Origin of the sequence: Ruegeria sp. HKCCD4884 (assembly GCF_013110855.1) — a bacterium.
Taxonomy (GTDB): Bacteria; Pseudomonadota; Alphaproteobacteria; order Rhodobacterales; family Rhodobacteraceae; genus Ruegeria.
On sequence record NZ_WVRJ01000020.1, the window covers coordinates 1 to 24,082 of the forward strand.

The 24,082-nt window shown below is 54.7% G+C and carries 22 protein-coding genes; 10 read left to right on the forward strand and 12 right to left on the reverse strand.

Annotated elements, in window-relative coordinates:
* Positions 1-110 precede the first annotated feature (110 nt).
* The 5 genes from GS636_RS21130 to glyA all read right to left on the reverse strand — a co-directional run bounded on the left by GS636_RS21130 (position 111) and on the right by glyA (position 5,659).
* Positions 111-533 (reverse strand): universal stress protein, encoded by a 423-nt coding sequence (locus GS636_RS21130; protein WP_171095667.1) that lies wholly within the window; start codon positions 531-533, stop codon positions 111-113.
* 79 nt (positions 534-612) lie between these two features.
* Positions 613-2,031: a sodium:alanine symporter family protein gene (locus GS636_RS21135; protein ID WP_171095665.1), complete on the reverse strand. Its 1,419-nt coding sequence runs from the start codon at positions 2,029-2,031 to the stop codon at positions 613-615.
* Positions 2,032-2,055: 24 nt separating this feature from the next.
* Complete coding sequence (gene lipA, locus GS636_RS21140; protein ID WP_171672442.1) at positions 2,056-3,000, reverse strand: lipoyl synthase; 945 nt, start codon at positions 2,998-3,000, stop codon at positions 2,056-2,058.
* Between the two features lie 14 nt (positions 3,001-3,014).
* A complete protein-coding gene (gene lpdA / locus GS636_RS21145) occupies positions 3,015-4,394 on the reverse strand; it encodes a dihydrolipoyl dehydrogenase (protein ID WP_171672445.1) in 1,380 nt (459 codons plus the stop codon).
* Positions 4,395-4,405: 11 nt separating this feature from the next.
* Positions 4,406-5,659, reverse strand: coding sequence for a serine hydroxymethyltransferase (glyA, locus tag GS636_RS21150; RefSeq protein ID WP_171672447.1), 1,254 nt, complete (start codon positions 5,657-5,659; stop codon positions 4,406-4,408).
* A gap of 147 nt (positions 5,660-5,806) precedes the next feature.
* Between glyA and GS636_RS21155 the strand changes: the two genes are divergently transcribed.
* The 3 genes from GS636_RS21155 (at position 5,807) to GS636_RS21165 (ending at position 9,291) form a co-directional block, all read left to right on the forward strand.
* Complete coding sequence (locus GS636_RS21155; RefSeq protein ID WP_171095657.1) at positions 5,807-6,409, forward strand: helix-turn-helix domain-containing protein; 603 nt, start codon at positions 5,807-5,809, stop codon at positions 6,407-6,409.
* A gap of 138 nt (positions 6,410-6,547) precedes the next feature.
* On the forward strand, positions 6,548-7,891 hold the full coding sequence (locus tag GS636_RS21160) for an MmgE/PrpD family protein (protein WP_171672449.1): 1,344 nt from the start codon (positions 6,548-6,550) through the stop codon (positions 7,889-7,891).
* A gap of 122 nt (positions 7,892-8,013) precedes the next feature.
* Positions 8,014-9,291 carry an MFS transporter gene (locus tag GS636_RS21165; protein ID WP_171672452.1) on the forward strand — a complete coding sequence of 426 codons (1,278 nt, stop codon included), beginning with the start codon at positions 8,014-8,016 and terminating at the stop codon, positions 9,289-9,291.
* Between the two features lie 11 nt (positions 9,292-9,302).
* Here GS636_RS21165 and GS636_RS21170 read toward each other — a convergent pair whose 3' ends face one another.
* A complete protein-coding gene (locus GS636_RS21170; protein ID WP_171672455.1) occupies positions 9,303-10,196 on the reverse strand; it encodes a LysR family transcriptional regulator in 894 nt (297 codons plus the stop codon).
* 124 nt (positions 10,197-10,320) lie between these two features.
* On the opposite strand from GS636_RS21170, the gene comD reads away from it, so the two are divergent.
* The 5 genes from comD to GS636_RS21195 all read left to right on the forward strand — a co-directional run bounded on the left by comD (position 10,321) and on the right by GS636_RS21195 (position 17,321).
* Positions 10,321-10,827 (forward strand): sulfopyruvate decarboxylase subunit alpha, encoded by a 507-nt coding sequence (gene comD / locus GS636_RS21175; RefSeq protein ID WP_171095649.1) that lies wholly within the window; start codon positions 10,321-10,323, stop codon positions 10,825-10,827.
* Positions 10,824-11,378, forward strand: coding sequence for a sulfopyruvate decarboxylase subunit beta (comE, locus tag GS636_RS21180; RefSeq protein ID WP_171187480.1), 555 nt, complete (start codon positions 10,824-10,826; stop codon positions 11,376-11,378). Before comD ends, comE begins: the two co-directional genes overlap by 4 nt.
* A gap of 10 nt (positions 11,379-11,388) precedes the next feature.
* On the forward strand, positions 11,389-12,534 hold the full coding sequence (locus GS636_RS21185) for an alpha-hydroxy acid oxidase (RefSeq protein ID WP_371808763.1): 1,146 nt from the start codon (positions 11,389-11,391) through the stop codon (positions 12,532-12,534).
* 322 nt (positions 12,535-12,856) lie between these two features.
* Complete coding sequence (locus GS636_RS21190; protein WP_171672457.1) at positions 12,857-16,201, forward strand: adenylate/guanylate cyclase domain-containing protein; 3,345 nt, start codon at positions 12,857-12,859, stop codon at positions 16,199-16,201.
* Positions 16,191-17,321, forward strand: coding sequence for a hypothetical protein (locus tag GS636_RS21195; RefSeq protein WP_171672460.1), 1,131 nt, complete (start codon positions 16,191-16,193; stop codon positions 17,319-17,321). Before GS636_RS21190 ends, GS636_RS21195 begins: the two co-directional genes overlap by 11 nt.
* Positions 17,322-17,327: 6 nt before the next feature.
* Here the strand turns inward: GS636_RS21195 and GS636_RS21200 are convergent, their stop codons facing one another.
* Positions 17,328-17,798 carry a hypothetical protein gene (locus tag GS636_RS21200; RefSeq protein WP_171672437.1) on the reverse strand — a complete coding sequence of 157 codons (471 nt, stop codon included), beginning with the start codon at positions 17,796-17,798 and terminating at the stop codon, positions 17,328-17,330.
* Between GS636_RS21200 and GS636_RS22960 the strand changes: the two genes are divergently transcribed.
* Positions 17,700-18,074 (forward strand): YkgJ family cysteine cluster protein, encoded by a 375-nt coding sequence (locus GS636_RS22960; RefSeq protein ID WP_171672462.1) that lies wholly within the window; start codon positions 17,700-17,702, stop codon positions 18,072-18,074. The two genes, GS636_RS21200 and GS636_RS22960, sit on opposite strands and share 99 nt — an antisense overlap.
* 91 nt (positions 18,075-18,165) lie before the next feature.
* Here GS636_RS22960 and GS636_RS21210 read toward each other — a convergent pair whose 3' ends face one another.
* From GS636_RS21210 to GS636_RS21225, 4 genes are all read right to left on the reverse strand, one after another.
* On the reverse strand, positions 18,166-18,984 hold the full coding sequence (locus tag GS636_RS21210; RefSeq protein WP_171672465.1) for a hypothetical protein: 819 nt from the start codon (positions 18,982-18,984) through the stop codon (positions 18,166-18,168).
* Positions 18,985-19,053: 69 nt separating this feature from the next.
* Entirely contained in the window at positions 19,054-20,721 is a 1,668-nt protein-coding gene (locus GS636_RS21215) for a sulfatase-like hydrolase/transferase (RefSeq protein ID WP_171672468.1), read from the reverse strand.
* A gap of 11 nt (positions 20,722-20,732) precedes the next feature.
* Positions 20,733-21,995 (reverse strand): DUF3179 domain-containing (seleno)protein, encoded by a 1,263-nt coding sequence (locus tag GS636_RS21220; protein ID WP_171672470.1) that lies wholly within the window; start codon positions 21,993-21,995, stop codon positions 20,733-20,735.
* A 24-nt stretch (positions 21,996-22,019) separates the two neighbouring features.
* A complete protein-coding gene (locus GS636_RS21225) occupies positions 22,020-22,247 on the reverse strand; it encodes a hypothetical protein (protein WP_171187466.1) in 228 nt (75 codons plus the stop codon).
* Between the two features lie 140 nt (positions 22,248-22,387).
* On the opposite strand from GS636_RS21225, the gene GS636_RS21230 reads away from it, so the two are divergent.
* Entirely contained in the window at positions 22,388-23,755 is a 1,368-nt protein-coding gene (locus GS636_RS21230) for a tetratricopeptide repeat protein (protein WP_171672472.1), read from the forward strand.
* Between the two features lie 50 nt (positions 23,756-23,805).
* Here the strand turns inward: GS636_RS21230 and GS636_RS21235 are convergent, their stop codons facing one another.
* The gene (locus tag GS636_RS21235; RefSeq protein ID WP_371808764.1) at positions 23,806-23,955 is read right to left on the reverse strand and encodes a M24 family metallopeptidase C-terminal domain-containing protein; all 150 of its coding nucleotides are present in this window, start codon (positions 23,953-23,955) and stop codon (positions 23,806-23,808) included.
* Positions 23,956-24,082 lie beyond the last annotated feature (127 nt).

Genomic DNA, 24,082 nt, shown 5'->3' on the forward strand with positions numbered 1-24,082 from the left:
ACTGGACAGGCATCTCCCAACCCGCAAAATCAACCATCTTACCACCCAACTCAACATGCAAATCGTACAAGGGCGTGCGTCTAATATCGGTCATCATACCAACCTTTCAATCAACGGGATTGGTCGCGAACGACTGTGACTGTGCAATGCGCATTGCGCACCACACGGGCCAGGTTCGGGCCAATCTCGTAGTTCGGGAAATCGCCTTTGGTCGAGGCCATGATGATCAGGTCAAAGCCATCCTTGTAGGCGAGTTTCAGAATTTCGCGGTAAACACTGCCTTCTTCGACATGCACGTGCACGTCGGAGGCATTGCCGTGATCCAAGATGGCCTGAACCGCGTTGCGAACGTGATCTTTCGCGCCAGCGCCATAGTTAGCAGGCAGGTTCGGCAGCTGGATGATCTCGGGGATGACGGCTACGGCGTGCAGCTCGGCACCGTAGAACTTGGCCTGTTCCAGCGCGAGCGGCAGGGCGTTCTTCCACGAGCGTTCGTCGTTGTGATCAATAGGCAGCAGGATTTTCGTGGCCATCACGTCTCTCCTCGAGGTATGGAATTCTGTTTCAAAACCGGGGGGCCGGTGTGGCCCCCCGCATTCGTCAGGGCCGAGCTTATTCGGCAGCTTTTCCGCCGGGCTCTTCCGATTGACCGTTCGAGGCGAAGAACTCTTTCGTCAGCTTGAAGACGATTGGGCTCAGCAAGGCCAGAGCGATCAAGTTCGGGATAGCCATCATAGCGTTCAGCGTATCTGCCAGCAGCCAGACAAAGCCCAAATCTGCTGTTGCGCCGAAGTAGATCGCGACGATCCACAGGATGCGGTAAGGCAGCAGGGATTTAACACCCAGCAGAAACTCAACGCATTTCTCGCCATAGAAGGACCAGCCCAGGATGGTGGTGAATGCAAAGATCGACAGAGCGATTGCAATCAGATACCCACCGATACCCGGCAGAGTGGTTTCAAAGGCCAGCGACGTCAGAGCTGCGCCGGAAATCGCTTTGTATCCTTCGGTTTCACCATTGGCCACGAAATCCGCAACCGATGCATCCAATGCGCCCGAAGCGATGATCGCCAGACCCGTGATCGAGCACACGATGATCGTGTCGATGAATGTCCCCAGCATCGCGATCAGGCCCTGATTTACAGGTCCCTTGGTCTCGGCTGCGGCATGGGCGATCGGGGCAGAACCCAGACCAGCTTCGTTCGAGAAGACACCGCGCGCCACACCAAAGCGGATGGCAAGCCACACTGCTGCACCAGCTGCGCCGCCCTTGGCAGCCCAAGGCGTGAACGCATAAGTGAACACATCGCTCAGCGCTGCGCCGATTGAACCGATGTTGATCAGCAGAACCAGCAGGCCCGCAACGATGTAGGCAATGGCCATAAACGGAACCAGTTTACCTGCAACAGCACCGATGCGAGTGATACCACCCAAAATAACGGCGGCGGTCAGGATCATCAGCACAATGCCTGTGATCGATTCATTGATGCCGAAGTTTGTTTCCAGAACCTGTGCAACACCGTTGGCTTGAACGCCATTGCCGATGCCGAAGGCCGCAATGCCGCCGAACAGAGCGAAGGCAACGCCCAACCAGGCCCATTTCGCGCCCAGACCATTTTTGATGTAGTACATCGGGCCGCCGACATAGTTGCCCAGCTCGTCTTTTTCGCGATATTTCACCGCGCAGACAGCTTCGGCATATTTGGTGGCCATGCCCACCAGGGCGGTCATCCACATCCAGAACAAGGCGCCCGGACCGCCCAGGAAGACAGCAGTGGCCACACCGGCAATGTTACCTGTACCGATGGTCGCCGACAGCGAGGTCATCAGCGCGTTGAACGGGCTAATCTGCCCTTCGCCCTGACCTTCCCGCCCTTTGAACAGCAGGCTGAAGCCCGTGCCAATGCGCAGGATCGGCATGAATTTCAGGCCCACCTGTAGGAAGAAGCCGACGCCAAGGATGAGCGCCAGCATCCACGGCCCCCATACGACGCCATTGATGGCCCCTGTGATTGAAGTTAACGCTTCCATGGTTTCCCTCCCATTTGCGTTTGGTTATGCCCTGTTTGCGATGGCCCGCTGGCGGGCTTGCTTAAGAGCAGCGAAGTCTTCGTCCGCGTGGAACGATGAACGGGTCAGCGGGGTTGCCGACACGTGCAGGAAGCCCTTGGAACGTGCGATCTGTTCCAGTTGGGCGAACTCCTCCGGTGACCAGAACCGGTCAATTGGATGATGTTTCGGGGTCGGTTGCAGGTATTGGCCGACCGTCAGAAAATCGACTTGAGCGGCGCGCAGGTCATCCATGACCTGCCGCACGTCATTCAGGCTTTCACCCAAGCCCACCATCAGGCCGGATTTGGTGAAAATCTCGGGATTGGCGCGTTTCGCATCATCCAGAAGACGCAGCGAAGTATAATACCGCGCACCGGGACGTACCGTTGGATAAAGATGCGGCACAGTTTCCAGATTGTGGTTGAAAACATCCGGTGCCGCGTCAAATACGATATCTGAGGCGGTACCTTTTCCCAGAAAATCAGGGGTCAAAACCTCGACCGTGGTGCTCGGGTTCTGATGACGCACGGCGCGAATGGTCTGCGCGATATGTTCGGCTCCGCCATCGTCCAGATCATCGCGGTCGACAGAGGTAATGACCACGTGGCGCAGGCCCAATTTTTTCACCGCCGCGGCAACCCTACCCGGTTCAAACGCATCCAGCGCATCGGGACGGCCCGTGGAGACGTTGCAGAAGGAACACCCGCGTGTGCAGACCTCTCCCATGATCATCATGGTGGCGTGACGCTTGGACCAGCACTCGCCGATATTCGGGCAGGCAGCCTCTTCGCAAACGGTCGCCAGATTATGTTCGCGCATCAGGCGGCGGGTTTCGTAATACTCGGCGCTATCGCCCTTTTTCTTGCGAATCCACTTGGGTTTGCGCGGGATGACACTGTCAGCCTTTTTGGCCTTTTCAGGGTGGCGAGGGCGAAGCTGGATAGTCATCTGGCTGTTCTTTCTTACGCGTGGATTGCGCGGCCCAGGGCGTCCAGGCAGGCTTCTTTGACCGCCTCTCCCATCGCTGGATGCGCGTGACAGGTTGCTGCGACCTCTGTCACGGTGGCGCCCTTGGTCATGGCCAAAACCAATTCAGCGATCAGATCGCCGCCATGCGCCCCGCAGATATGCGCGCCCAAGATTTTGCCGTTCGGGTCTGCCAAAACCTTGACCGCACCGTCTGTCTCACCGGTAGAGCGGGCACGCGAGTTGGCCATGAAGGCAAACTTGCCAACGGCGTATTCGGTGCCTGCCTCTTTCAAAGCTTCTTCGGTCAAACCGACAGAGGCGACCTCGGGGTCTGTGTAAACCACACCCGGAACCGTGTTGTAATCGACATGTCCGGCTTCCCCCGCAAGCATTTCAACACAAGCAACGCCATCTTCTTCAGCCTTATGAGCCAACATCGGTCCGGGGACACAGTCGCCGATGGCATAGATGCCCGGAACAGATGTCTGGAACTTGCCGTCCACTTCGATGAAGCCGCGCGGGTCGACTGCGACGCCAAGCTCTTCCAAGCCCAGTCCACGAGTTACGGGACGACGACCAACGGCGATCAGAACCTTGTCGGCTTCGATCACCTCTTCTTTGTCTTTACCGACGCGATCCACGGTCAATGTCAGACCAGTCGCGTTTTCTTCAACGGATTTCAGGGCACGCCCCAACTGGAACTTCAAACCGCGCTTGCTGAGCGCCCTTTGCGCCAATTTGGCAATTTCACCGTCAATGCCAGGAAGGATGCGGTCCAGATACTCAACAACCGTGACCTTCGCGCCCAATCGCTCCCAGACCTGACCCAGTTCCAGACCAATCACGCCAGCCCCGATCACCACCAGATGATCCGGCACGCTGTCCAGCGCAATCGCGCCAGTCGAACTCAGGACGTTCTGTTCGTCAATCTCGATCCCCGGCAATGGCGTAGGCTCGGACCCCGTAGCAATCAGGATGTTCTTGGTCTCATGAACCTCGTCACCCACTTTGACCTGTCCTGCCGCCGGAATGCTTGCCCAGCCTTCGATCAGATCCACGCCGTTTTTCTTGAACAGAAATGCGATGCCCTTGGTCAAATCGCCAACGATCTTGTCCTTGCGCCCCATCATTGCAGGGACGTCTATGCTGGCCTCCCCGACCTCAATGCCATGGGAGGAGAGATGGGAGAGTTCGGCAAATTTGGCCGAGGAGGTCAGCAACGCTTTGGAGGGTATGCACCCCACATTCAGACAAGTGCCACCCAGTGCCCCGCGCCCTTCGACACACGCCACTTTCAAGCCCAGCTGGGCTGCGCGGATGGCGGCAACATAACCGCCCGGTCCACCGCCGATGACAATCAGGTCATAAGTCATTTCGTCGTCTTTCAGTAAATCGGATAGCTGGTGCAGAGCGCGCGGACTTGTTCGCGGGTTGCCCGTTCAACGGCGGCATCGCCTTCCTGTGATTTGGCCAGTGCATCCAGAACATCACCGATCAGGTTGCCGATCTGTTTGAACTCTTCTGGCCCGAAGCCCCGGCTGCAACCGGCTGCGGTACCCAGACGAATGCCGCTGGTGATGGTTGGCTTTTGCGGATCGCCGGGCACGCTGTTCTTGTTGCAAGTGAAACCCGCACGTTCCAGCGCGGCTTCGGCGTCTTTACCGGTTACGCCGATTGGGCGCAGATCGACTAGCATCAGGTGGTTTTCGGTGCCGCCGGAAACGATGTCGCACCCGCGCGCGATCATCACATCTGCCAGAGCCGATGCACTGTCGACCACACGCTGCATGTAGTCCTTGAATTCAGGCTTCAATGCTTCACCGAAAGCCACAGCCTTGCCTGCGATTACATGCATCAGCGGACCACCTTGCAGGCCGGGGAATACCGCCGAGTTGATCTTCTTTGCCAGCGCCTCGTCGTTGGTCAAAATGATGCCGCCACGCGGGCCGCGCAGGGTTTTGTGCGTGGTCGATGTCACCACATGCGCGTGACCGATAGGCGAAGGGTGCAGGCCAGTTGCGACCAGACCCGCAATATGTGCCATGTCAGCCAGCAACCAGGCACCGACCTCATCAGCGATAGCGCGGAAGCGGGCGAAATCGATCTTTTGCGAATAGGCCGACGCGCCCGCAATTATCAGTTTGGGCTTTTCTGCTTTGGCCAGTGCCTCAACCTGATCATAGTCGATCAGGCCAGCTTCGGTCAGACCATATTGGATTGGGCGGAACCATTTGCCGGATTGGGCAGGTTTCGCACCATGGGTCAGGTGGCCGCCAGCATCCAGCGACATGCCCAGAATGGTGTCACCGGGTTGCAGCAGCGCCAGTTTGACCGCGCCATTCGCCTGCGCACCCGAATGGGGCTGAACGTTCGCATATTCACAACCAAACAGCTTTTTCAGCCGCTCAATCGCTTCAGATTCGACCTCGTCAACATACTCGCATCCGCCATAATACCGGCGGCCCGAATATCCTTCGGCGTATTTGTTGGTCAGGACAGAGCCCTGCGCCTCGATCACGGCCTGAGAAACGATGTTCTCGGATGCGATGAGCTCAATCTGCTCGGCCTGGCGCGCGCCCTCACGGTCAATCGACGCAGCGATGACGGGATCAGCCTCTTTCAGCGACGTTTTGAACATGGTTTCCTCCTCCGCTTTCGAATCCTGAGCTCGAAACTTTGTTTCCAATAGTGGAATTTCGCTCCTCTTAGCAACATAATTCTCATATTCGTGATATTGCGTGTTTACGGGGGAATCTGTAACCTGCGATAAATCGGGAGGAAATTGATGGGCGACGACCATTGGAATGAAGGTTCTGTCCAAGACGAAGAGGACGAAGGCGCGGCGTTGGGCCGGTCCATTCGCGATGCACGGCGGGAAAAAGGCTGGACTTTGGAAGAGGCCGGGCGCGCAGCGGGAATCGGTCGTTCCACTTTGTCAAAGATTGAAAACAACCAAACCAAGCCCAGCTTCGAGATCGTGCGCCGCCTGACCCAGGCGTTGGATATGAACCCACCACAGTTGTTCTTGGAAACAGGCCAATCCGGCATATCGGGCCGGCGCGATTTCACGGCCAAAGGTCAGGGCGAGACCCGGGAAACCGCGACCTATCTGCACGAACTGCTGTGTTCGGACCTGACCAGCAAACGCATGCTGCCCTATATTGCGACGATCCGGGCACGAGATATGTCCGAGTTCGATCCGCTTGTGCGCCATTCCGGCGAGGAGTTCATGTATGTCCTAAGCGGTGAGCTGATCTTTCTGTCGGAACACTATCGGCCGCTGCCGATGAAGGCCGGGGATTCACTGTATTATGACAGCGGGATGGGACATGGATGTATTTCGACCAGCAAGGAAGACGCAAAGGTTCTATGGGTATCTCTGGATTGAACTCGCCCCGGCCCAAGAAATTGAGTGTTTCTCATCGAGCTCCGTAACCGCCAAATCGAAATGGGAACGTCTTGTTTTTCGACCCGCTCGGGATAATGGTCGCTTCACCGGGGCCGGAATTTGCGAGGACATTATTTCATGAGCCAGAGATTTGACATGTTCGCCGCTGGCCTGCACTACGATGATTTGCCCGAAGAAGCACTGTGGACACTGCGCAGATCATTTCTTGATACGATGGGGGTCGCAGCCGTCGGGTCCACTACAGAACTGTCAGATATCGCGCGACGCGTTGCGCCGCTGATTTTTGGCGCAGGTGGGGCCGGACACTCACAGATGCTTATGGATGGGCGGGCGGTCAGCCCGGTTGGCGCAGCTATGGCCGGGGCGTTCACTGTAGACAGCATTGACGCACACGACGGCACAACACCTTGCAAGGGTCATGCGGGGTCAGCGATCTTTCCCGCCCTGATCGCTATGGCTCAAGCCAGCGCCCCACAAATAAGCGGTCGCCGCTTTGCCGAGGTGCTGGCCACCGCGTACGAACTCTCCTACCGCGCAGGGTTGGCGCAGCACGCGACCTGCGCTGACTACCACACATCCGGGGCATGGACTGCCGTCGGCGTTGCGGCAGCAGGTGTCAAGTTACTTGGAGGAACAGCCGAGCAAATCCGCCAAGCAGCTGGCATTGGGGAATACCACGGCCCGCGCAGCCAGATGATGCGCTGCATTGATCATCCGACCATGGTGCGGGATGGGGTTGGATGGGGCGCGCCGTCTGGTGTAACGGCGGCTTATCTTGCGATGGAAGGCTTTACTGGTGCCCCTGCCCTGACCTGTGAAGGCGAGGACGCAGCCGCTTTCTGGGCTGATCTGGGATCTGGCTGGCGGTTGGTCGATCACACGCATTACAAAGCGTATCCCTGTTGTCGCTGGGCACATCCGTCACTCGACTCCGTCAAAGAGATGATGCGACACCACAACCTGTCTCATACCCAGATTGAACGCGTCGAAATCCGCACCTTCCACTATGCCACCCGTCTGGCTGGGCATGAGCCCGCAAATCAGGACGAATTTGCTTATGCGATCGCGTTTCCGGTGGCTGCAATGATTGTGCGGGGCAAGGTCGGGATCGAAGAGCTCTGCGCAGCAGCTCTGCGCGACCCGGACATCCTGCGCGTCAGCCGCACCATTGAGCTGATTGACGACCCCGAGATGACCCGCATCAGCACCGACAAACGATGGGCTCAAGTCACTTTGGTGTTGAACGATGGCCGCCGCATCCAGGATGCTGCCCGAACGCCGCGTGGAGACGCGGATATGCCCCTCAGCGACGCTGAGATTCGAGCCAAATTCCACGATCTTGCCGACCCTGTGCTTGGCGCGGAACGTGCGCAAGAAATCGCAGAACTGGCGCTGCAATTCGACGGGCTTGATAACGCGGGTTTCCAAAGACTGTTGGATCTCTGTTGCCTTCCGGTCTGAGCATTCCTGAACGACTGGCAAAGTGCCGGATTTAAACTGAAAGATTTGTCTTTGGCTCGTCGCGACATCCGCATGTCGCGGGATTGGTATATTCCAAATCCGGTCCGCACTAGCCATGGGGCATGATACGCGCACTAAATGAAAACTGGGCCCTGTTCTTAGGGATGCTCATGCTGATGGTCGCCAATGGCCTGTTGGCAACTCTGCTTACAATTCGCGGGGCAAGCCTGGGATTTAGCGACTTTACCATCTCTGTCATGCAGGCCAGTTATCCTCTGGGCGCGCTTGCGGGAACGGCGATGGCCCCGCGTCTGGTGGAAAACGTCGGGCATATTCGGGCCTTTTCAGCGCTTGCATCTTTGGTGTCCATCGCAGCAATCGTACACCTGCTGACCAGCGACGCCGTTAGTTGGAGCGTCATGCGCTTTTTGGGAGGGTTCTGTTACCCTGGGCTCTACGTGATCACCGAAAGCTGGCTGAACGCCAAATCCGAAAACAATACGCGTGCGCAAGTGCTGTCGCTCTACTTCATTATCCAGCTTGCAGGGCCTGCGTTAGGTACCGCGCTTGTTGGCTTTCCTGATCCGACGGGCAATCTGCTGTTCGGCACCGTCTCGATCCTTATTTCTTTGTCTATCGTACCGCTGCTACTTTCCGGCAACAAAGCGCCAGACTATACGGTTCCGGAACGCATGCCTGTGACGCGATTATACAAGGTCTCGCCCATCGCTGTAATTGGCATCGTTCTGGTCAGCATCGGCGTCTCGGCACATTACATCACCTTGCCTTTGTACGCCTTGCAACAAGGGTTTTCAGCCGCACAGGCCTCGGGTGCCCTGGTGGCGGCACTGATTGCCGGTGCTGTTGTTCAATACCCTGTGGGCTGGATATCCGATCACACTGACAGGCGCTACGTTGTCATCGGCTTGGGTGTTATCGTGGCGGTGTCTGGGGCATGGATGGCGGTCAACACGTCTCCCTCATATATCGTTTACGGCTTTGTAGCGATCGCCATCGGATTGTACCCGACCTATTCGATCCTGACCGCTCATGCGAATGATCAACTCCGATTGTCCCAAATCGTACCCGCCAGCGGCACCATGGTTCTGCTGCTGAACATTGGGCTATTGGTCGGAACCATGTTGGGCCCAAACGCCATATCATTGTTCGGAGGTCGCGGATTACAGGTGCTCTTGGCCAGTATCGGGCTTTCTGTTGCGCTGATTGCGTTAATCCGACGCTTTCAAGTCGCCGCACCATCTGAAACTGGTGAAGTGCAAGTTGTGGGCATTATCGGCGCGGCCCAACCCGGTGTCTTGCAAGCTGAAACCTTGGTTCAGGAAGAAGAGGCAGGTTTTGACGAGGACGCTCGCGTAGATGACCCCGTTGAAAAAACCTAGCGCCCCGCACCTTAACCACTGTGCGCAGCCGGACGCTGCGCCACAGACGTACGGATTTCGTCGACAAACAGGTTGATTAGTCGCTTTCTGGGACTGTCGGCACGCAGCAAGACACCAAGCGCACGGGAAACGGGTTTGCCGTCCAAAGGTATCTTACGCAACCGTGCGAATTCCGGATCGGGCATACACAGGTTCGGCACGATAGAAACGCCCAAGTTATGCGCCACCATGCTTGTGAGATCCTCCAAAGATTTCATTTCCATGGCGTATCTCACCCGGATTCCGTTTCGGGCCAGCCAAGTATCGGCCAGAACACCCACCGTCCCATCCCGGGCGTGACGCACAAAAGGCTGCTCTGCAAGGATTCGCGTCGGATCGGTATCGGTCACCTCGGGAGAAGTCACCAGCACCAGTTCTTCGTCCGCAAAGGGGTGCCATTCCAGTTCTGAAGTCAGGGCTTCCGGCGAACTCAATACTGCCGCGTCGATCACGCCGCGTTCAACCTGAGTCTGCAAATCTCCGGACAAGGCCGAAGTTACGTGAACGCGAAGCTCTGGGTGAGTTTCCAACAAGCGACGGACAGTGGTTGGAATCAATCTGCGGATGGTCGAAGACACAGCTCCAAGATTGAACTCACCACCAAAAGCAGCGTCACCAGCCACGCCGTCCAGGATAGTGTCATAGGCACGCACCAGCTCTTTTGCCTTGGGCACCAGCGCCCAACCGGTTTGATTGAGCCTGGGGGTGCGTTCGCTGCGGTCGAACAATGTGATCTGCAGTTGATCCTCAAGCCGTTTCATTTGCTGTCCAATCGCCGCCTGAGACACATAGACCTTGTCGGCGGCGGCCGCAAAACTGCCAGTCTCAGCGATTGCAATCAGGGTTTTGTACAGCGTGATGCTCATGAAACCACTCGCTCATGGTTAGAAATCGCACTAAACTATCTCTTTATTCAGGGTAAAGTAAATTTAAATTGAATAAAGCATACGTTTTACGCGATATGAATGTCAGTGAACAAAGGAACTGACAATGTCCATCCACAGCAAAATCGTTGATGATCTGGTGGCCAATGACATCAGCTTCGTGACCACCGTGCCCTGCAAGCAGTTGGCCGGTGTCATCGACGAGGTCGAAGCGCGCCCAGAGATCTTTCACATCCCCTCAAACAAAGAAGACGAAGGCATGGGCCTGTGTGCCGGGGCGTGGATGGGGGGCAAGCGACCCGCCATTATCATGCAGAACACCGCGATCGGCGTGACAATCAATACGCTGGCCACGTTGATCCAGTATTACCGGATGCCGCTGCCGATGCTCATTTCATACCGGGGCGAGCTGCGCGAGCCAGTGGCCTGCCAGGTTGAAATGGCGGTGCACACCAAGGCGCTGCTGGCCCAGCTCAACATCCCGACCTATCACTTCCATAAGGAAAGTGACGCGGATGAGCTGGATACGATCCTGAAATACACCTTCATGTGCAACAAGCCGGTCGCCATTCTGACCGACGCATCCTTCTGGGGAGGCTACGGAGACCAATGATCCGATCCGAGATTCTGAAAGAAATTGCTCCTGTCATCCGCGACCAGCTGGTGGTCTGTAACATCGGCATCCCCAGCCAGGAACTGCACGCCATCGACGATCAGCCCACCAATTTCTATATGCTTGGCACAATGGGTTTGGCATCCAGCATCGGCTTGGGATTGGCGCTTGCGCAGGACAAAAAGGTGATTGCCATCGATGGAGACGGCTCAGTTCTGACCAATTTCGGGACTTTGCCCACGATCGCCAACAATGTGGCGGACAATTTCATCCTGCTGATCGTTGATAACGGATCATATGGCTCCACCGGCGATCAGCCGACCTATGCGGGGCAGAAAACCTCTTTGGCGGCGGTCGCTTCCGCCTGCGGCTGCGAGAATGTGGTCGAATGCCGGGCCGAGGATACAAAACAGGCTGTCGAAGACGCGCTGGCCGGAGACAAGATGACCATCATCGTGGCCAAATGCGAAAGCGGCAATGCCAAGATGCCCGTCATCACCATGGACCCGGTGGTGATCCGTGACCGCTTCATGAAAGCTGTTCAGGCCTGAGGTCTCGACCATGCTGCCGTCCGGCCAGATCCATTCCAGCGCGGATGCCAGGCGGATCGCCCGCCGGCGTCTGCCTTGGATGGTGTTTGATTATATGGATGGCAACGCGGGTGAAGAGCACGGCGCGGAGTTGAACCGGCGCGCCTTGCAGGACATTCGCCTGCGTACACGGGTGCTGGTGGATGTCAGCGACCGAAGCCTGGACCTTCCCGTCTTTGACCATGCCGCTGCTAGGCCGTTTGGCATCTCTCCCATGGGTATGTGCAATCTGGCCGCGCCCGGAGCGGACCTAATGCTGGCACGTCTGGCGGCCGACTACAAAATCCCACATGGGGTTTCGACCGTGGCATCGACTCCGTTGGAAAAGATCATCGAAGTCGCTGAAGGCCACGCGTGGTTCCAACTTTACTTCAGCGGCGACGGCAGCAGCGCGATGGGTCTTGTGGACCGGGCCAAAGCGGCTGGCTATGGCACATTGGTTCTGACCCTGGACGTGCCAGAAGTTGGCCGACGTCCGCGCGAACTGCGCCACGGTTTCAAGATGCCGTTTCGGATCGGACCACGGCAATTTGTCGATTTCGCCATGCATCCACGCTGGTCACTAAGCACTCTTTTCCGTGGCAAACCACAAATGGCGAATTTCCCCGACGGCACTTTTGACCGCACCGAATCTCGCGCCCGCGCAGATTGGGATTATCTCGCTCGCCTGCGTGACCGATGGGCAGGCAAGCTGGTTGTAAAAGGTGTCCTGGATGCCGAAGACGCGCTGCGGCTAAAACAGGCTGGGGTAGATGCCATTCAAGTTTCCAGTCATGGCGGTCGGCAACTGGACTCAGCCATTCCCCCGGTTCTGGCGTTGCCCGCCATTCGTCAGGCCGTTGGCCCGCAATTCCCTCTTTTCTACGACAGCGGTTTACGCAGTGGTGAAGACGTCGTGAAAGTACTGGCTTCGGGCGCTGATTTCACCTTTTTGGGGCGCATCCTGTTGTACGCCATCGCCGCGAAGGGCGAGGCAGGGCTGCGGGAATTGTGGGATGTGATATCACAGGAAACCAGCTTGACACTGGCCCAGATCGGCGCCACATCACCCTTGCCCGCACACCTAGGACAAAGCCTCGGCTTTTCGAACAAGCCTCAAGATGGGTCGGCGGCATAGTTACCTTTTCCGAGTTGTGCTTGTCAGCACCGGGGCCTTCCTCGATACTGGTGAAAGATGTGATACGAACAGCCGATCAGGTCCCGTCTTAGAGGTTTCCGCATCGGTAATCTTGACCAGCTTTAACCCGCGCTAAAGCAACAATCCCAAAGATTGTCAGACAAGAGCCTAGATATCTCAACCGATTAGCGGTACTAAAGCACAATTCAAAGAAGACCAATTTACTGAAACATTAACTGCCACCAGCCCAATTAGGCTAAGGTGCTGACGTATAAACGTCTGAAGAACTGGATTTGAATCAAAGCACAGGATTTGTCTGAAGATGTCACCAATCGTTCCCTCCCTGTCCAGTTGGCTGGAACAAGCCGGGCTGGGGAAATACGCCGACATCATGAAAAAGGCCGCGATTGAACCGGATATGATCGGTGAGCTTACGGATGCCGACTTTATTGAGCTTGGAATTCCAATCGGAGACCGTCTGCGGTTCCGGCGGCACTACCGGGCGTCATTTGAAACCAAATCTGACACCGCACCTGTTCGCGGACTGGACACAAATGCAGAAACCACAACTGAGCATCGGCAGATAACGGTCCTTTTCAGCGATTTGGTGGGGTGGACGGCACTTTCAAATACGTTCGACTCGGAAGATCTGAGCGAGGCGATCTCGGAATGCCGGGCGCTGTGGACCGCTGCCGTCGAACGCTATGATGGGTTTGTGGCCTTTAGACTTGGCGATGGGATGATGGCCTTTTTTGGCCACCCGCATGCCTACGAAGATGGCGCTGAACGCGCAATTCACGCCGGGCTGGATATTGTCAAAGCAATTGAAAAATACAGTGAAGATTCAAACCTTGAAATCTCCAGAAGGCTGGCTGTGCGTGTTGGCATCGCAACTGGCAAGGTTCTACTGAACAAGAAAACAACGGGAAAATCCGAAGATATTGATATCCTGGGCTTTACGCCGAACTTTGCAGCACGACTTCAGGGTGCGGCGCAGCCGAATTCAGTTTTTGTAAGTTCCACCACAGCCTCCTTGGCGTGGCAGAGGTTCAATTTTCAGTTGCACGAAGGAATAACACTGCGCGGAATTGAAGAGCCCCATAAAATCTACGAAGTGTTGGGAACTGTTGGCAGCAGCGAACGCCCCTCTCATCAAAGCAGAGAGTTCCCTCGTGAGATTATTGGCCGCGCCCACGAAATTGGAATTCTGAATGACTTGTGGGCGACAACCGTAGAAGGCGACGGGCAAATCGCAATAGTTTCCGGCGAAGCCGGGATCGGAAAGTCAGCGATCACAACCGCTCTTCTGACGCAGAGCGCCTCAGTGAACGCTGAAACCGTGCAGATGGAGTGTCGGTCCTACTACACTAACAGCTACCTTCATCCTGTTATGGACTACGTAGCCACCAAAGCGCACATAACCGACGCCGATAAAGACGAAAAGAAACTGGTTAAGCTCTACGCATTCTTAAGCGGAAAAGGCATCCACGATCACCAGGATCGTGAAACGATCGCAAATATGCTGTTTTTCGACACCCACAAGGACGCGCCTGCGGCTATGTCGACCGAAAGGCAGAAAGCCGAGAGCATCAGGTGCCTCGTCAAGATTCTTCTGCACTCCAATGATGGCCGACCAAAGATCATCCTTTTTGAAGATGCGCATTGGGCAGACCCCACGTCTTTGGAGCTTCTGCATGCCCTTGCTGCTGAAATACCCAACCACAGGGCATTTCTGGTCATTACATCACGACAGGATGAAATCGGTGAAATCAATCGCCAGAATTCCGTTTCCAGTTTGAGGCTCAACCGGCTCTCTCGCGCACAGGGCATCCAGATCATTCGAAACTGGTCTCCGGGCATGCCCATCTCAGAGCAACTGGAACAGCAAATTTTGCATAAGTCGGACGGTATTCCATTCTTTCTCGAGGAACTGACCAAGACCGTCTGTGCCAACATGGCTTCAGACACAGGTGTAAAGCAGGGCACTTTCGGTCAGCGTGACTACGTGACGATCCCGGCAACACTGTACGACTCATTGCTTTCACGTTTGGACAGGTCACCCGAGGCACGCAAACTCGTAGGCTGTGCCGCCGTGATTGGCCGGGAGTTCTCTGAACTTCTTCTGTCCAGAATTTCCAGGGTAAAACGCGACGAAGCGCGCCGCATTCTAGCAGTTTTGATCGACGCTGGCCTGTTGGTTGCTGCTTCGGACACGGTGGACGGTGTTTTCAAGTTCAAACACGCGTTGGTTCAAGACGCCATTTACGATGGCCTCACACGCAAGGCCCGGCGCGAATTGCATGCGCGCATCGGATTTGTTCTTGAGAACTCCAGCACTGAGTCAATCAAGAATTCTCCGGAAATTCTGGCCCAACACTTTGGCAGGGCAAACAACACAGAAAAAGCGCTGAGGTATTGGGAAGCGGCCGGGCGCCGCGCGATGGAACACTCGGCCACGACAGAAGCGATCAGCCACTTTGAGCAAGCGCTTGCTTTGATCGATAACAAGCCGTCAAATCAAGAAAAGAGACGTCAAAAAATCGAATTGCTTACGAACTATGGCGCAGCACTGACAAGCGTAAAAGGCTATACTGCGCCTGAAACTGTTCAGGCCTATGAAGACGCCTGGCAGCTTACCAATTCCGGTGAAGACAAGACCTGTTTGCATGAAATTCTTTATGGAATGTGGAACTCAGCGCAGGTTGGGTCGGACTATGCACGCGCGCAGGAACTTGCAGATCTTTGCTTGGATTTTGCCAAGCAGCGAGATGACGAAGTCTCAAAACTGGTGGCCCGGAACCTGTGTGGAGTAACCTCTACACTACGGGGTGATCACCGACAGGCTGAAACACATCTGTCCAAATCTGTCGAAATTTATGATCCCACACGTTTTCAATCGCTGTCCATCCAGACCGGCGAGGACCCCGGCGTCGAAAGCTTGTGCTTTTTGTCGTTCAACCGGTGGTATATGGGTCATACGAAAAAGGCCGTTGAGTTTGCGGATCGGTCGCTGGAACTGGCAAAGAAAATCGCTTATAAACAATCCATTGTGTACTCACTGGCGATGCGTGGAGTCCTGCTGCATTTCAGTTCTGAATATGATGCCCTGATTGAGGTATCAGACGAAATAATCGAACAATCAAAACGCCACAACTATCCTTTCTTTGTCGAGTGGAGCCTTAATCTGAAAGGCTGGGCACTTGCGAAAAAAGGGCTTCATGATGACGGGCTGGCCCTTATGTCAAATACTTGGCAGCAAGGGTTTTGTACGTTGCTTGAAGCTAAGGTTCATCTTGAAACGGGTAAGAAAAACGCCGGGCTGGACTTGGTGGACGACATTATCACCAAACAACCCTGGCTATCGCCCGAAGCGCAGCGCGTCAAAGGAGAGCTTTTGTTGCTGGGTTCAAACCAAGACCGTGATGGCGCGCGCTTGTGCTTTCTTGACGCCTTCACACTTGCGGAAGAACAGGGGGCTGCAAGCCTCATGCTCAAAACCGCGCTCAGCATGGCAGATCACGCGTCGACCCAGGATCCGGGATGGCCCGATCTGGTGTTCCTCAAGCGGGCACTGGCCGCAGTCGACACAAGCAACCCTACAGTCGACCTGAAAAGAGCACAGAAGCATCTTGAGCGGTTAGGCGGGAGATCTCCGAATGTTGCGTGAAAGACAGAGCGCAGACACCGCTCAATCGAAAGAGGACGTTCTGGCGTTTTTCCGCAAGCTCAGGAAGATCGATAACGCGCTTCGGTTCCCCGAAGGATCTGGGCAAAGGCTTTTGGACATGGAATTAAAGCCCGCTCCATTTCAAAAACGGCACCTGTTCGACAACATGGCCAAACAAGCCCCAGCGCTTTACCGGGATTTCCCTCAGCCCATGGCGCGTAAAAGCGACGGTGCCATATTCTGCACACCAGAGCAGTTGGCGACCCGGTTGAGTAAGTGCACTTCCTCAGAGACTTATCCGGTTCGATTGGGAACAAGTGACGAAAAGCGGGACCTGAGTATCGCGGAAATCCTGCAACGCTGGCGGCAGTCTGGCGTTATCATGGGCGTCACAGACCTCCCGGTTCGAGACAGCGCGCTCTCCGAGTTCTTTGACGTGGATTTCCTGCAACCGTGGAATCTCATGTCCGGTGCTTCCGAAAGCATTCGCGAATTGGAAATGCTGACTGCAGTGTTCAGCACAGCTGGTAAACTGACCGACTCTCATTCAGATGATATGGCGGTTTGCAATCATTGCTGCATCGGAAGCAAATTGTGGCTGGCATGGGACACTTATGAAGGGCTTGCAGCTGGTCTGGACGATGTTGAACGGATCAGTGTGACAACCCGCGCCCGGTTCGATGCCGAGGCTTTTTTGTCTCTGAAAAGTGCCTGCTGGTTCGTCATCCGCCCTGGTGAAACCCTGTTCTTGCCCGGAAAGTTCACACATCGCGTTTATACGCTAGAGAACTATATCGGCGTTGGAAGCTTTTATGTGGGCTTTAGCAACCTGTTGCACACAGCCCGCCGCTGGATGACCCATGGCTCGCTATGGGACCCGGAGCCCGACGGGCCAAAAGGGCAACGCGCGGACGACTTGCTTACGTTTGGATTGTCTTCCCTAAAGACCGTTTTGCATTCAGGTGGCGCAAATCAGCAGGACTATGGCATCGCAGAAATTGCCAGGGCACTTGACCATATTGATTGGTCAGATCCTGTTGTAGCCACCCTGCTGCGTGATCGACCAAATTTTGCACGAGCGGCGGACATGCTGCGCAAAGCCACCGCTCAGACATCTTGACCGGGATCAGCCTTTGTTGTTCGGGTTTTTCTTAACACCACCACCGCCATCGCGTCTTTGGCGGTTGTCATTGATCAGCTTGATCGCTGTAGTGATGTTTTCCAGTTGCTGCACAGCGCTATCCTGCGAACGCAAAAGAATTTCTTCAATCTTGTTGAGATGGGCAATGGGCAGTTCATTCAAATCAGCTTCTTGTACAAAAACAGTTAAATCACTCATGGTATCTCCCTTTCTGATCAGGAGAATGAGCTTGCACATCCAATCGGTCAAGGTTTTAGTTTCTATCCCAGACGCCCAGTCAACGTTCTGAACGCATGCCGATATTCCATATTTCTCTGCCAGAGGCAGAGACCACACAGCAAACTTCAAGGGGTAAAAATGGCAGCCAACTACGATTGCAGCAAATGCCCCGGGTTTTGTTGCACCTACGATGAAATCGACCTGCTCGCCCCCGACGTCACCAGGCTGTGTTCGCATTTGGACATCTCGGAAGAGAAACTGATCTCAAAATACACCAAGTTTGGAATGTTCAGTGGGCGCAGCCAATATCCGTTGAAGCTTAAGCATAAAGTTGATCGCGTTTACAAAAAGATATGCGTGTTTTTCGACCAGGACCTGCGCGTCTGCACAGTATACGACGCGCGGCCCAAGGCTTGCCGCGCATATCCACATGGCGATCGGTGCGGGTACTATGACTTTCTGTCATTTGAAAGAAATCTGCACAGTGACGAAGATCATATCCCGTCTACCTGAAAGGCGACTGACAAAGAGCAAAGTATCTCTGAACCCAGCCCGAGCAGATCGGGCTTGGCCACGATAGGTCAGAATTGCTTGGTAAAGACACTCAATTGAAGAAGTACTTTAATCCAAAGTAGGGCCCGTGTTGGGTCACATCATAGGCAAACGCACCCGTGCTCAGTGTGTCACTGTAGTCAACGCTGAAATAGCGATACCCAAATATGATCGATGTTCTGTCCCAGGGTTGATAATCGAAACCGACATTCGCGCCGATCTGAAGATCATTTCCCCCAGCCCCGAAACCACCAAGGTCGATTGACGTAACTGCCGTCCATCGTTCGTTCAATCGCCACATGCCGCGCGCACCGATGACCGGTTCAACCCAGCCTTGATCCCCTCCCAATACAGGTGGAGTGGTTGGCCCTGGTGTTGTGATGTCGATCTCTTGCCGGATCGAGTTGTATCGAATGCCACCCTGAAGATCGACGGTATAGCGTTGATTGGCGGTGCCATAGGTGCCGTCTGCAATTCGATAAGCGCCTAAGACCGCAAACCATTTTTGCCGTACATCCACATTCACCGACGACCCGAGCGGCCCTGGCAGCGTCGCGTCCTCTTCTATTCCCACATAGTTGGCATCAACGATAATCCCCAGGTCACCATTCCAGGCTTCGTAACGCCCGGCGGCCGCGAAATCGAGAACTTCCAAGACGTCGCCCAGATCAAGATCAAGATCAGCCGAAAGACCTGCAACCGTGGACGTTCCTGTGGTTCTGAGTGGTGTGAATAAGTAAAATCCAAGGGTATGCCGCCAGCCTTCGTCATCTTGCCCCGGCGCGGGAAGCGATTGAGCGGACGCGCCAAAAGCAAGCAGATAGGACAGAGCTATCGCGCTGACGGCGCAAGCAGGTGTATTTAAGTTCATTTACCGATCTCCTAGCTTTTCACTTCCACAGGAACAGGCCACGCTGGCGATGCTTGGGCAAAACGCACCTCATTTGCTTACCGAGGATTGCTTGATTTTGAATGCCTCAACTGCCGCGGCGGTTTCAGGGCGAATGTTTTCAATCCCCTCGTAAGGGATGCCGAACGCGGGCTTCTCGTCAGGGAATTTTTCCTTCCGGGCTTGGTGACGAGCGAGAATTCGAACGAATTCCTGACCTCCCCAAGCACCGACTTCAGTCGAGACAGGGTACTTTTCGTGAGTGTCGCGATAAATGTCTATGAAGTCTGCCAAAATACCGTTTGTTAGGTCCTTCGGCAGGTTCATTCGGAATTTATCCTTAATGATCGCTCCGGGTTTATCAATGTTATACACGATCAACGAGTCTCGGCGACCTTTGGATTCATCAGCGAACAAAATCGATGCTGACTGATCGACGCCATCTACCAGCCGATCGCGCGGGATGAACCCATCTGCACCAGCAATACGTGACAGTGTCGTATAGAGATCGGAGACGTGTAAGATGTTGTTAACCATTGAATCTGGGCCGATAACACCAGGCCAGCGAATAAAGGCGTCAACTCGAACCCCGCCTTCGGTGGTGTCGCCTTTGCCACCTTTGTAGATCATCGGTGTGAAGCCGGATTGAGGTGAGTATTTGGTGAAATGTCCGTTGTCACCCATGACAACAACGACAGTGTTATTGGCGACGTCCAGATTTTCCATTTCGGCGAAGATTTCCCCGAGGTATTCATCGAGCAACTGGAGCTTATCGGCGTAGAGGCCCCCATTGGGTGACTCTGGCCCAGTTCGTCCAGTACGCGTGTTATGTAGTGGGATCATCGGCCAGTATTGAAGGAAGAATGGTTGCTCACCGGTTGCAAGACGTCTTAGCTCTTCTATCGTTTTGTCTTGATACGCTTGGTTCATCTCATCGTATTTCAATGCGCCCCAACGTTCACCAGGTTGCATTCTAATCTCGCGGATAGGTCCACCTGCCTCGCCTTCGATGACGGTCATCATTGCTGAAGCGTCTGGGCGGAACCACTCGTCGAGCACGTACTCAGGGACAAAATCTCCGATACCGACTGAGACTTGCTCGCGAATGGCATCGTCGTTGAAAATCGTAAGCTGACCTTGTTGGTGGATCGCATGTTGTGCGTAATCGAAACCCTGGTTCATCGCCCAGCTCTCAGCGATGTCACCCATGTGCCATTTACCTACATGGCTGGTGGCATAGCCGGCTTCTTTAAGAACCTCAGCAAGAGTGACTTCTTTTCCTGGAAGACCGAAGCCAGCTATATCCACAGTCGTGTTGCCCATTCCCATGCGTACTGGAAGACGCCCAGTCATTTGAGCAACCCGTGTCGGAGTACAGGATGGTTCGGTGTACATTCGCACCATCCGCATACCTTCGTCCGAGAATTGATTGATGTTCGGAGTTTCAATGCCTCGTACTGCGTTGAGTTCCGGTATACCCATATCCCCGAAACCAAGATCATCAATCAGGATGGAAAGGATGTTTGGCGGATTGCCATTATTGCGCTCCCGGAACTCGGAAAGCAGCGCGTCAACCGCAGCATCATCCTCGGCCCATTTTTCGGCGTGTTGGGCTTGCAGTATGTAATACTCGGCGTCGTGAATGATCGGCGCTTCCTGCGCCGTTAACATTTGAGCTGCGATACATACGCTCGCTGATAGACAAACCACTTGTCTCATGTCGCCTCCACTCATTGGCTTTGTTTCGGTTCTGTTTCGGGTTCGGATACTGGAGGCTTCTGAATTTGGGCTGCGTCCAATGTTTCAGTCCCTACGCGGTTGATGTCTGTAGCCGGAAAGAACTCGACCCAGACATGCCAGAACATCCCCGATCTCAGGGTTTCGACACGGCTGAGCTTTCCGTGATTTGAATTGCCGAAGAAATCAATTTTCGTTATCGGAGCGCCGCCGTCATTGTACCAGACACCCACGCTTTCATAGACCGGGTCATAGGCAACCACGACATCTCGGCCCCCAACGTTTGCATTGATCAACCCTTGATGCTCAGCAATGAAGTCATCGGTCCAGCAGACAGCATCGTCAGCTATTGTAACGCCCCAAACGTAGGTTTTGTTGGGCAACCGGTCATCACTATGGCTCATGTTATCCATGACCGGCGCTGACTCCTGATGCTGCTTCGCAATCCCCGAGGCGAAAACGGTCTCGGTGAACAGATCGAATAGCCGCAAGAAAGGGTTTGAAGAGGGTTTGTTCAAAAACACTTCGCCATCTGGATATGCCTTTTGGAAGCCTCGAAAACTCATCCGAAAGGTAGGCCAAGGCTGCATAGCAGATTGATCGGACGGATCATTGTCAAAACGGCCGTAAATCTGCTGAATGGGCTCGCCTGTCGTGTTGTCCCGCAGGATCAGGTTGTTGCCATGCTGGGCCATGACTTCAAGATCAAGCCGTTTGCCATTGATCTGCGGTTTGTAAGCCAGACCCAGATTGGCCATGGCGCAGTATGTCATCACAATATCGTCGCCACCCAACCCTTCAGAATTTCCTGCCAAATGCGGGCGCATCAACTGCGCATCGGAATGGGCGCGGGCATGTCCGTTGTTTTCGATCACAAGAACGCTTGCCGAAGGGTTTATGAATTGCTTGGCTTCCGAGATAGGGAAGTAACGGGCGCTGTCTTGCTGGTTTCGCAGACCAACGTGTACCCAGATCCAAGGGAAAACGAACAGGAAGACTATAAGAAGCGTTACGGCAGGCGCGCCGAGGAAGAACAACCAACCCGGACCGCCGCCCATCAGATGACCCAACAGCATCAAAGCCAACCCGCCAACACCAACTGCGATATAAGTGTTTTCGTTTCGAATGAACCGGATCATATTGTTCCGCTTCACCTTCAACACCATCTGGCTGATATCCCCCAGGTCGCGGAAATACATAAAGCCGATAGACAACGATACGACCAGACCCAAATAAAACAACAAGTTAGCCAGCATTTGGATCACCTTTCCTGCGGTTTGTTAACCTTCGGAGGAATTTGATTTGGACGCGAGGTAGAGCCGAATTTCGTCCTCAAGCCCCCGAAGGCTATCAGTTAAATCTGTGTAGGTTGGATCGCTGGCATCGCAGGGCAGCAGCGCTGTCAAGCTTTCATAGTCGGCACAGATCTGAGCAAACACCGTATCCGAACTGCGTAGTCGGCCGATTTCGTTCGTTTGTTCCGGAAACACTAATGTCAATGAAACCATGTCGATCCCCAAGGTACCTGATCTCGCTTAGGCCTCAGCGAAAAGGCTATTCCCCCTCCTTTCCGGTTAAGTATCGTCGAAATTCATTTACATATTCAGGTATCTTAACGTATGTTACGTCGTAACATGTTTATTTTCAGATGCTTACGAAAAGCGTGAAAGCGGCTGATGTGGTGACATCTAGGGGGTTACACTCAGAATCGGGCCGTGATCCGATTCCGAAAAACCTGACGGATCCTGAGATCCGGCAGGCATTGGATGCCATATTGAACAGCCCGGAATTTGAAGGGGCTGAGCGGTTACAGTCTTTTCTACGATATGTCGTTGAAACTCTTTTGGCTGGGCACGGGGACAACATCCGGGCCAAGTCGATTGCCGAGGATGTCTACGGCAGATCATTGGGTGGGCGCGGCGATCCAATGGCCGTGGTGCGCGTAGATGCCGGCCGTATGCGGCGGCGACTGGCAAACTATTACTCGAATTCCGGCCAGGATGAGTGTTTGCGCATTCACGTGGATCCCGGAGGTTATGTACCCCGGTTTGAGGTGATTTCGACCAAGCATGAAAACCGCGAGCCTTGGACGCGTCGCCATTGGCTGCGCAGCGCTGCACTAATCATTGTTCTGGTTATTTCCGCCACTGGACTGTACCTGCAATTCAACCCTCTGCAGTCGACAAGCACCTCAGCCCCATCCGAAGCCGCGAGAAAACAACAAGCTGCCCGGGAAGCTCTGTTTTCCACCAATCCCTCCAAGCTGCAGGCGATGAATCTGGCTGACGAAGCGCGTCCTTTGATGTTCCCAGTTCTGGATCGTGCCCGATTGCAAGCTGTGAGCGGTATGTTTGAGCGTGCCATTGCGTTGGACAACTCGTATTTTGGCGGATACGCGGGCTCGGCACAATCGTTAGGAATCTTGGCGATCACCACTCCGACCGGAGCAGAGAAGCGCGATTTTCTGGTTCAAGCAGAGGCGCATGCCGATAAAGCCGTAGAACTCGCACCCAGTGAAGGCTGGAGCCACTCGGCGCTGGCTCTTGTCTCTTTTGCCAAGCGCGACTTCGACGCGACGATGGCCCATTCGAACCGTGCGATCCGCCTCGCGCCTGATGACATCCATGTTATTAACTTTGACGCTTTGTTTGCGTTGTTTGGTGGAGATTTTGAACGTGCTACCAGGTCCGCCAAACGCGCGCAAAACTACGACACCACCAATCGTAGATTCCCATATCGAAGCGTGCTGGCATCATCGAATTTTCATTTGGGAGATTATCAAGGCTGCGTCGACCAATTCAACAGATCGATCAGATTGGGTGACCCGGTCAGTGCCATCTCGATCGGTTATCTTGCCGCAGCCTATCAAAGGTTGGGAGAGTACGACCGGGCAAAGGCAACAATTCTTCTCTTGGATGAGGCTTGGCCCAACTACCCCCTGAGCGCTTTACTTCGGGCCCTGTTCGCCGATCCGTCACATGCCGAAGACATAATCAGCGCCCTGAACGAGATTTAGGCATTGCTCAGGATCGCATGAACAAGCCGCGTTTATGATGCCGCTACAGGTCAAATTGGCGCGCACGCTGTCTTTGACCATGCGAGCGCATCAGGTGACAAACCGGACCCCAGCGTCTCAACCACGCGCTGGTTATACGCGTTTATCCATTCACGCTCGGCATCGGTCAGCATCTCGAGCAGCAACATGTCCGTTTGTATAGGACATGGTTATGGGTGACTGTTTTGTATTTTCCTTGCTACTTCGGCAACCTAACCAGGACGTCAACGGTGCGTGGTGCGGGTCTTTGGCTCTTTTCAGAACTGGAATGATACCTGCACATCGCCG

Excerpts from the sequence above, each read along its gene's own strand:
- GS636_RS21160 (WP_171672449.1), top strand. The coding sequence starts at position 6,548 with ATGAGCCAGAGATTTGACATGTTCGCCGCTGGCCTGCACTACGATGAT.
- GS636_RS21230 (WP_171672472.1), top strand. The coding sequence starts at position 22,388 with ATGCTTACGAAAAGCGTGAAAGCGGCTGATGTGGTGACATCTAGGGGG.
- GS636_RS21200 (WP_171672437.1), bottom strand. The coding sequence starts at position 17,798 with ATGCGAACACAGCCTGGTGACGTCGGGGGCGAGCAGGTCGATTTCATC.
- GS636_RS21190 (WP_171672457.1), top strand. The coding sequence starts at position 12,857 with ATGTCACCAATCGTTCCCTCCCTGTCCAGTTGGCTGGAACAAGCCGGG.
- comD (WP_171095649.1), top strand. The coding sequence starts at position 10,321 with ATGTCCATCCACAGCAAAATCGTTGATGATCTGGTGGCCAATGACATC.
- comE (WP_171187480.1), top strand. The coding sequence starts at position 10,824 with ATGATCCGATCCGAGATTCTGAAAGAAATTGCTCCTGTCATCCGCGAC.
- lipA (WP_171672442.1), bottom strand. The coding sequence starts at position 3,000 with ATGACTATCCAGCTTCGCCCTCGCCACCCTGAAAAGGCCAAAAAGGCT.
- GS636_RS21130 (WP_171095667.1), bottom strand. The coding sequence starts at position 533 with ATGGCCACGAAAATCCTGCTGCCTATTGATCACAACGACGAACGCTCG.
- GS636_RS21195 (WP_171672460.1), top strand. The coding sequence starts at position 16,191 with ATGTTGCGTGAAAGACAGAGCGCAGACACCGCTCAATCGAAAGAGGAC.
- GS636_RS21155 (WP_171095657.1), top strand. The coding sequence starts at position 5,807 with ATGGGCGACGACCATTGGAATGAAGGTTCTGTCCAAGACGAAGAGGAC.
- GS636_RS21225 (WP_171187466.1), bottom strand. The coding sequence starts at position 22,247 with ATGGTTTCATTGACATTAGTGTTTCCGGAACAAACGAACGAAATCGGC.
- glyA (WP_171672447.1), bottom strand. The coding sequence starts at position 5,659 with ATGTTCAAAACGTCGCTGAAAGAGGCTGATCCCGTCATCGCTGCGTCG.
- GS636_RS21185 (WP_371808763.1), top strand. The coding sequence starts at position 11,389 with ATGCTGCCGTCCGGCCAGATCCATTCCAGCGCGGATGCCAGGCGGATC.
- GS636_RS21165 (WP_171672452.1), top strand. The coding sequence starts at position 8,014 with ATGATACGCGCACTAAATGAAAACTGGGCCCTGTTCTTAGGGATGCTC.
- GS636_RS21215 (WP_171672468.1), bottom strand. The coding sequence starts at position 20,721 with ATGAGACAAGTGGTTTGTCTATCAGCGAGCGTATGTATCGCAGCTCAA.
- lpdA (WP_171672445.1), bottom strand. The coding sequence starts at position 4,394 with ATGACTTATGACCTGATTGTCATCGGCGGTGGACCGGGCGGTTATGTT.
- GS636_RS21210 (WP_171672465.1), bottom strand. The coding sequence starts at position 18,984 with ATGAACTTAAATACACCTGCTTGCGCCGTCAGCGCGATAGCTCTGTCC.
- GS636_RS21170 (WP_171672455.1), bottom strand. The coding sequence starts at position 10,196 with ATGAGCATCACGCTGTACAAAACCCTGATTGCAATCGCTGAGACTGGC.
- GS636_RS22960 (WP_171672462.1), top strand. The coding sequence starts at position 17,700 with ATGGCAGCCAACTACGATTGCAGCAAATGCCCCGGGTTTTGTTGCACC.
- GS636_RS21135 (WP_171095665.1), bottom strand. The coding sequence starts at position 2,031 with ATGGAAGCGTTAACTTCAATCACAGGGGCCATCAATGGCGTCGTATGG.
- GS636_RS21220 (WP_171672470.1), bottom strand. The coding sequence starts at position 21,995 with ATGCTGGCTAACTTGTTGTTTTATTTGGGTCTGGTCGTATCGTTGTCT.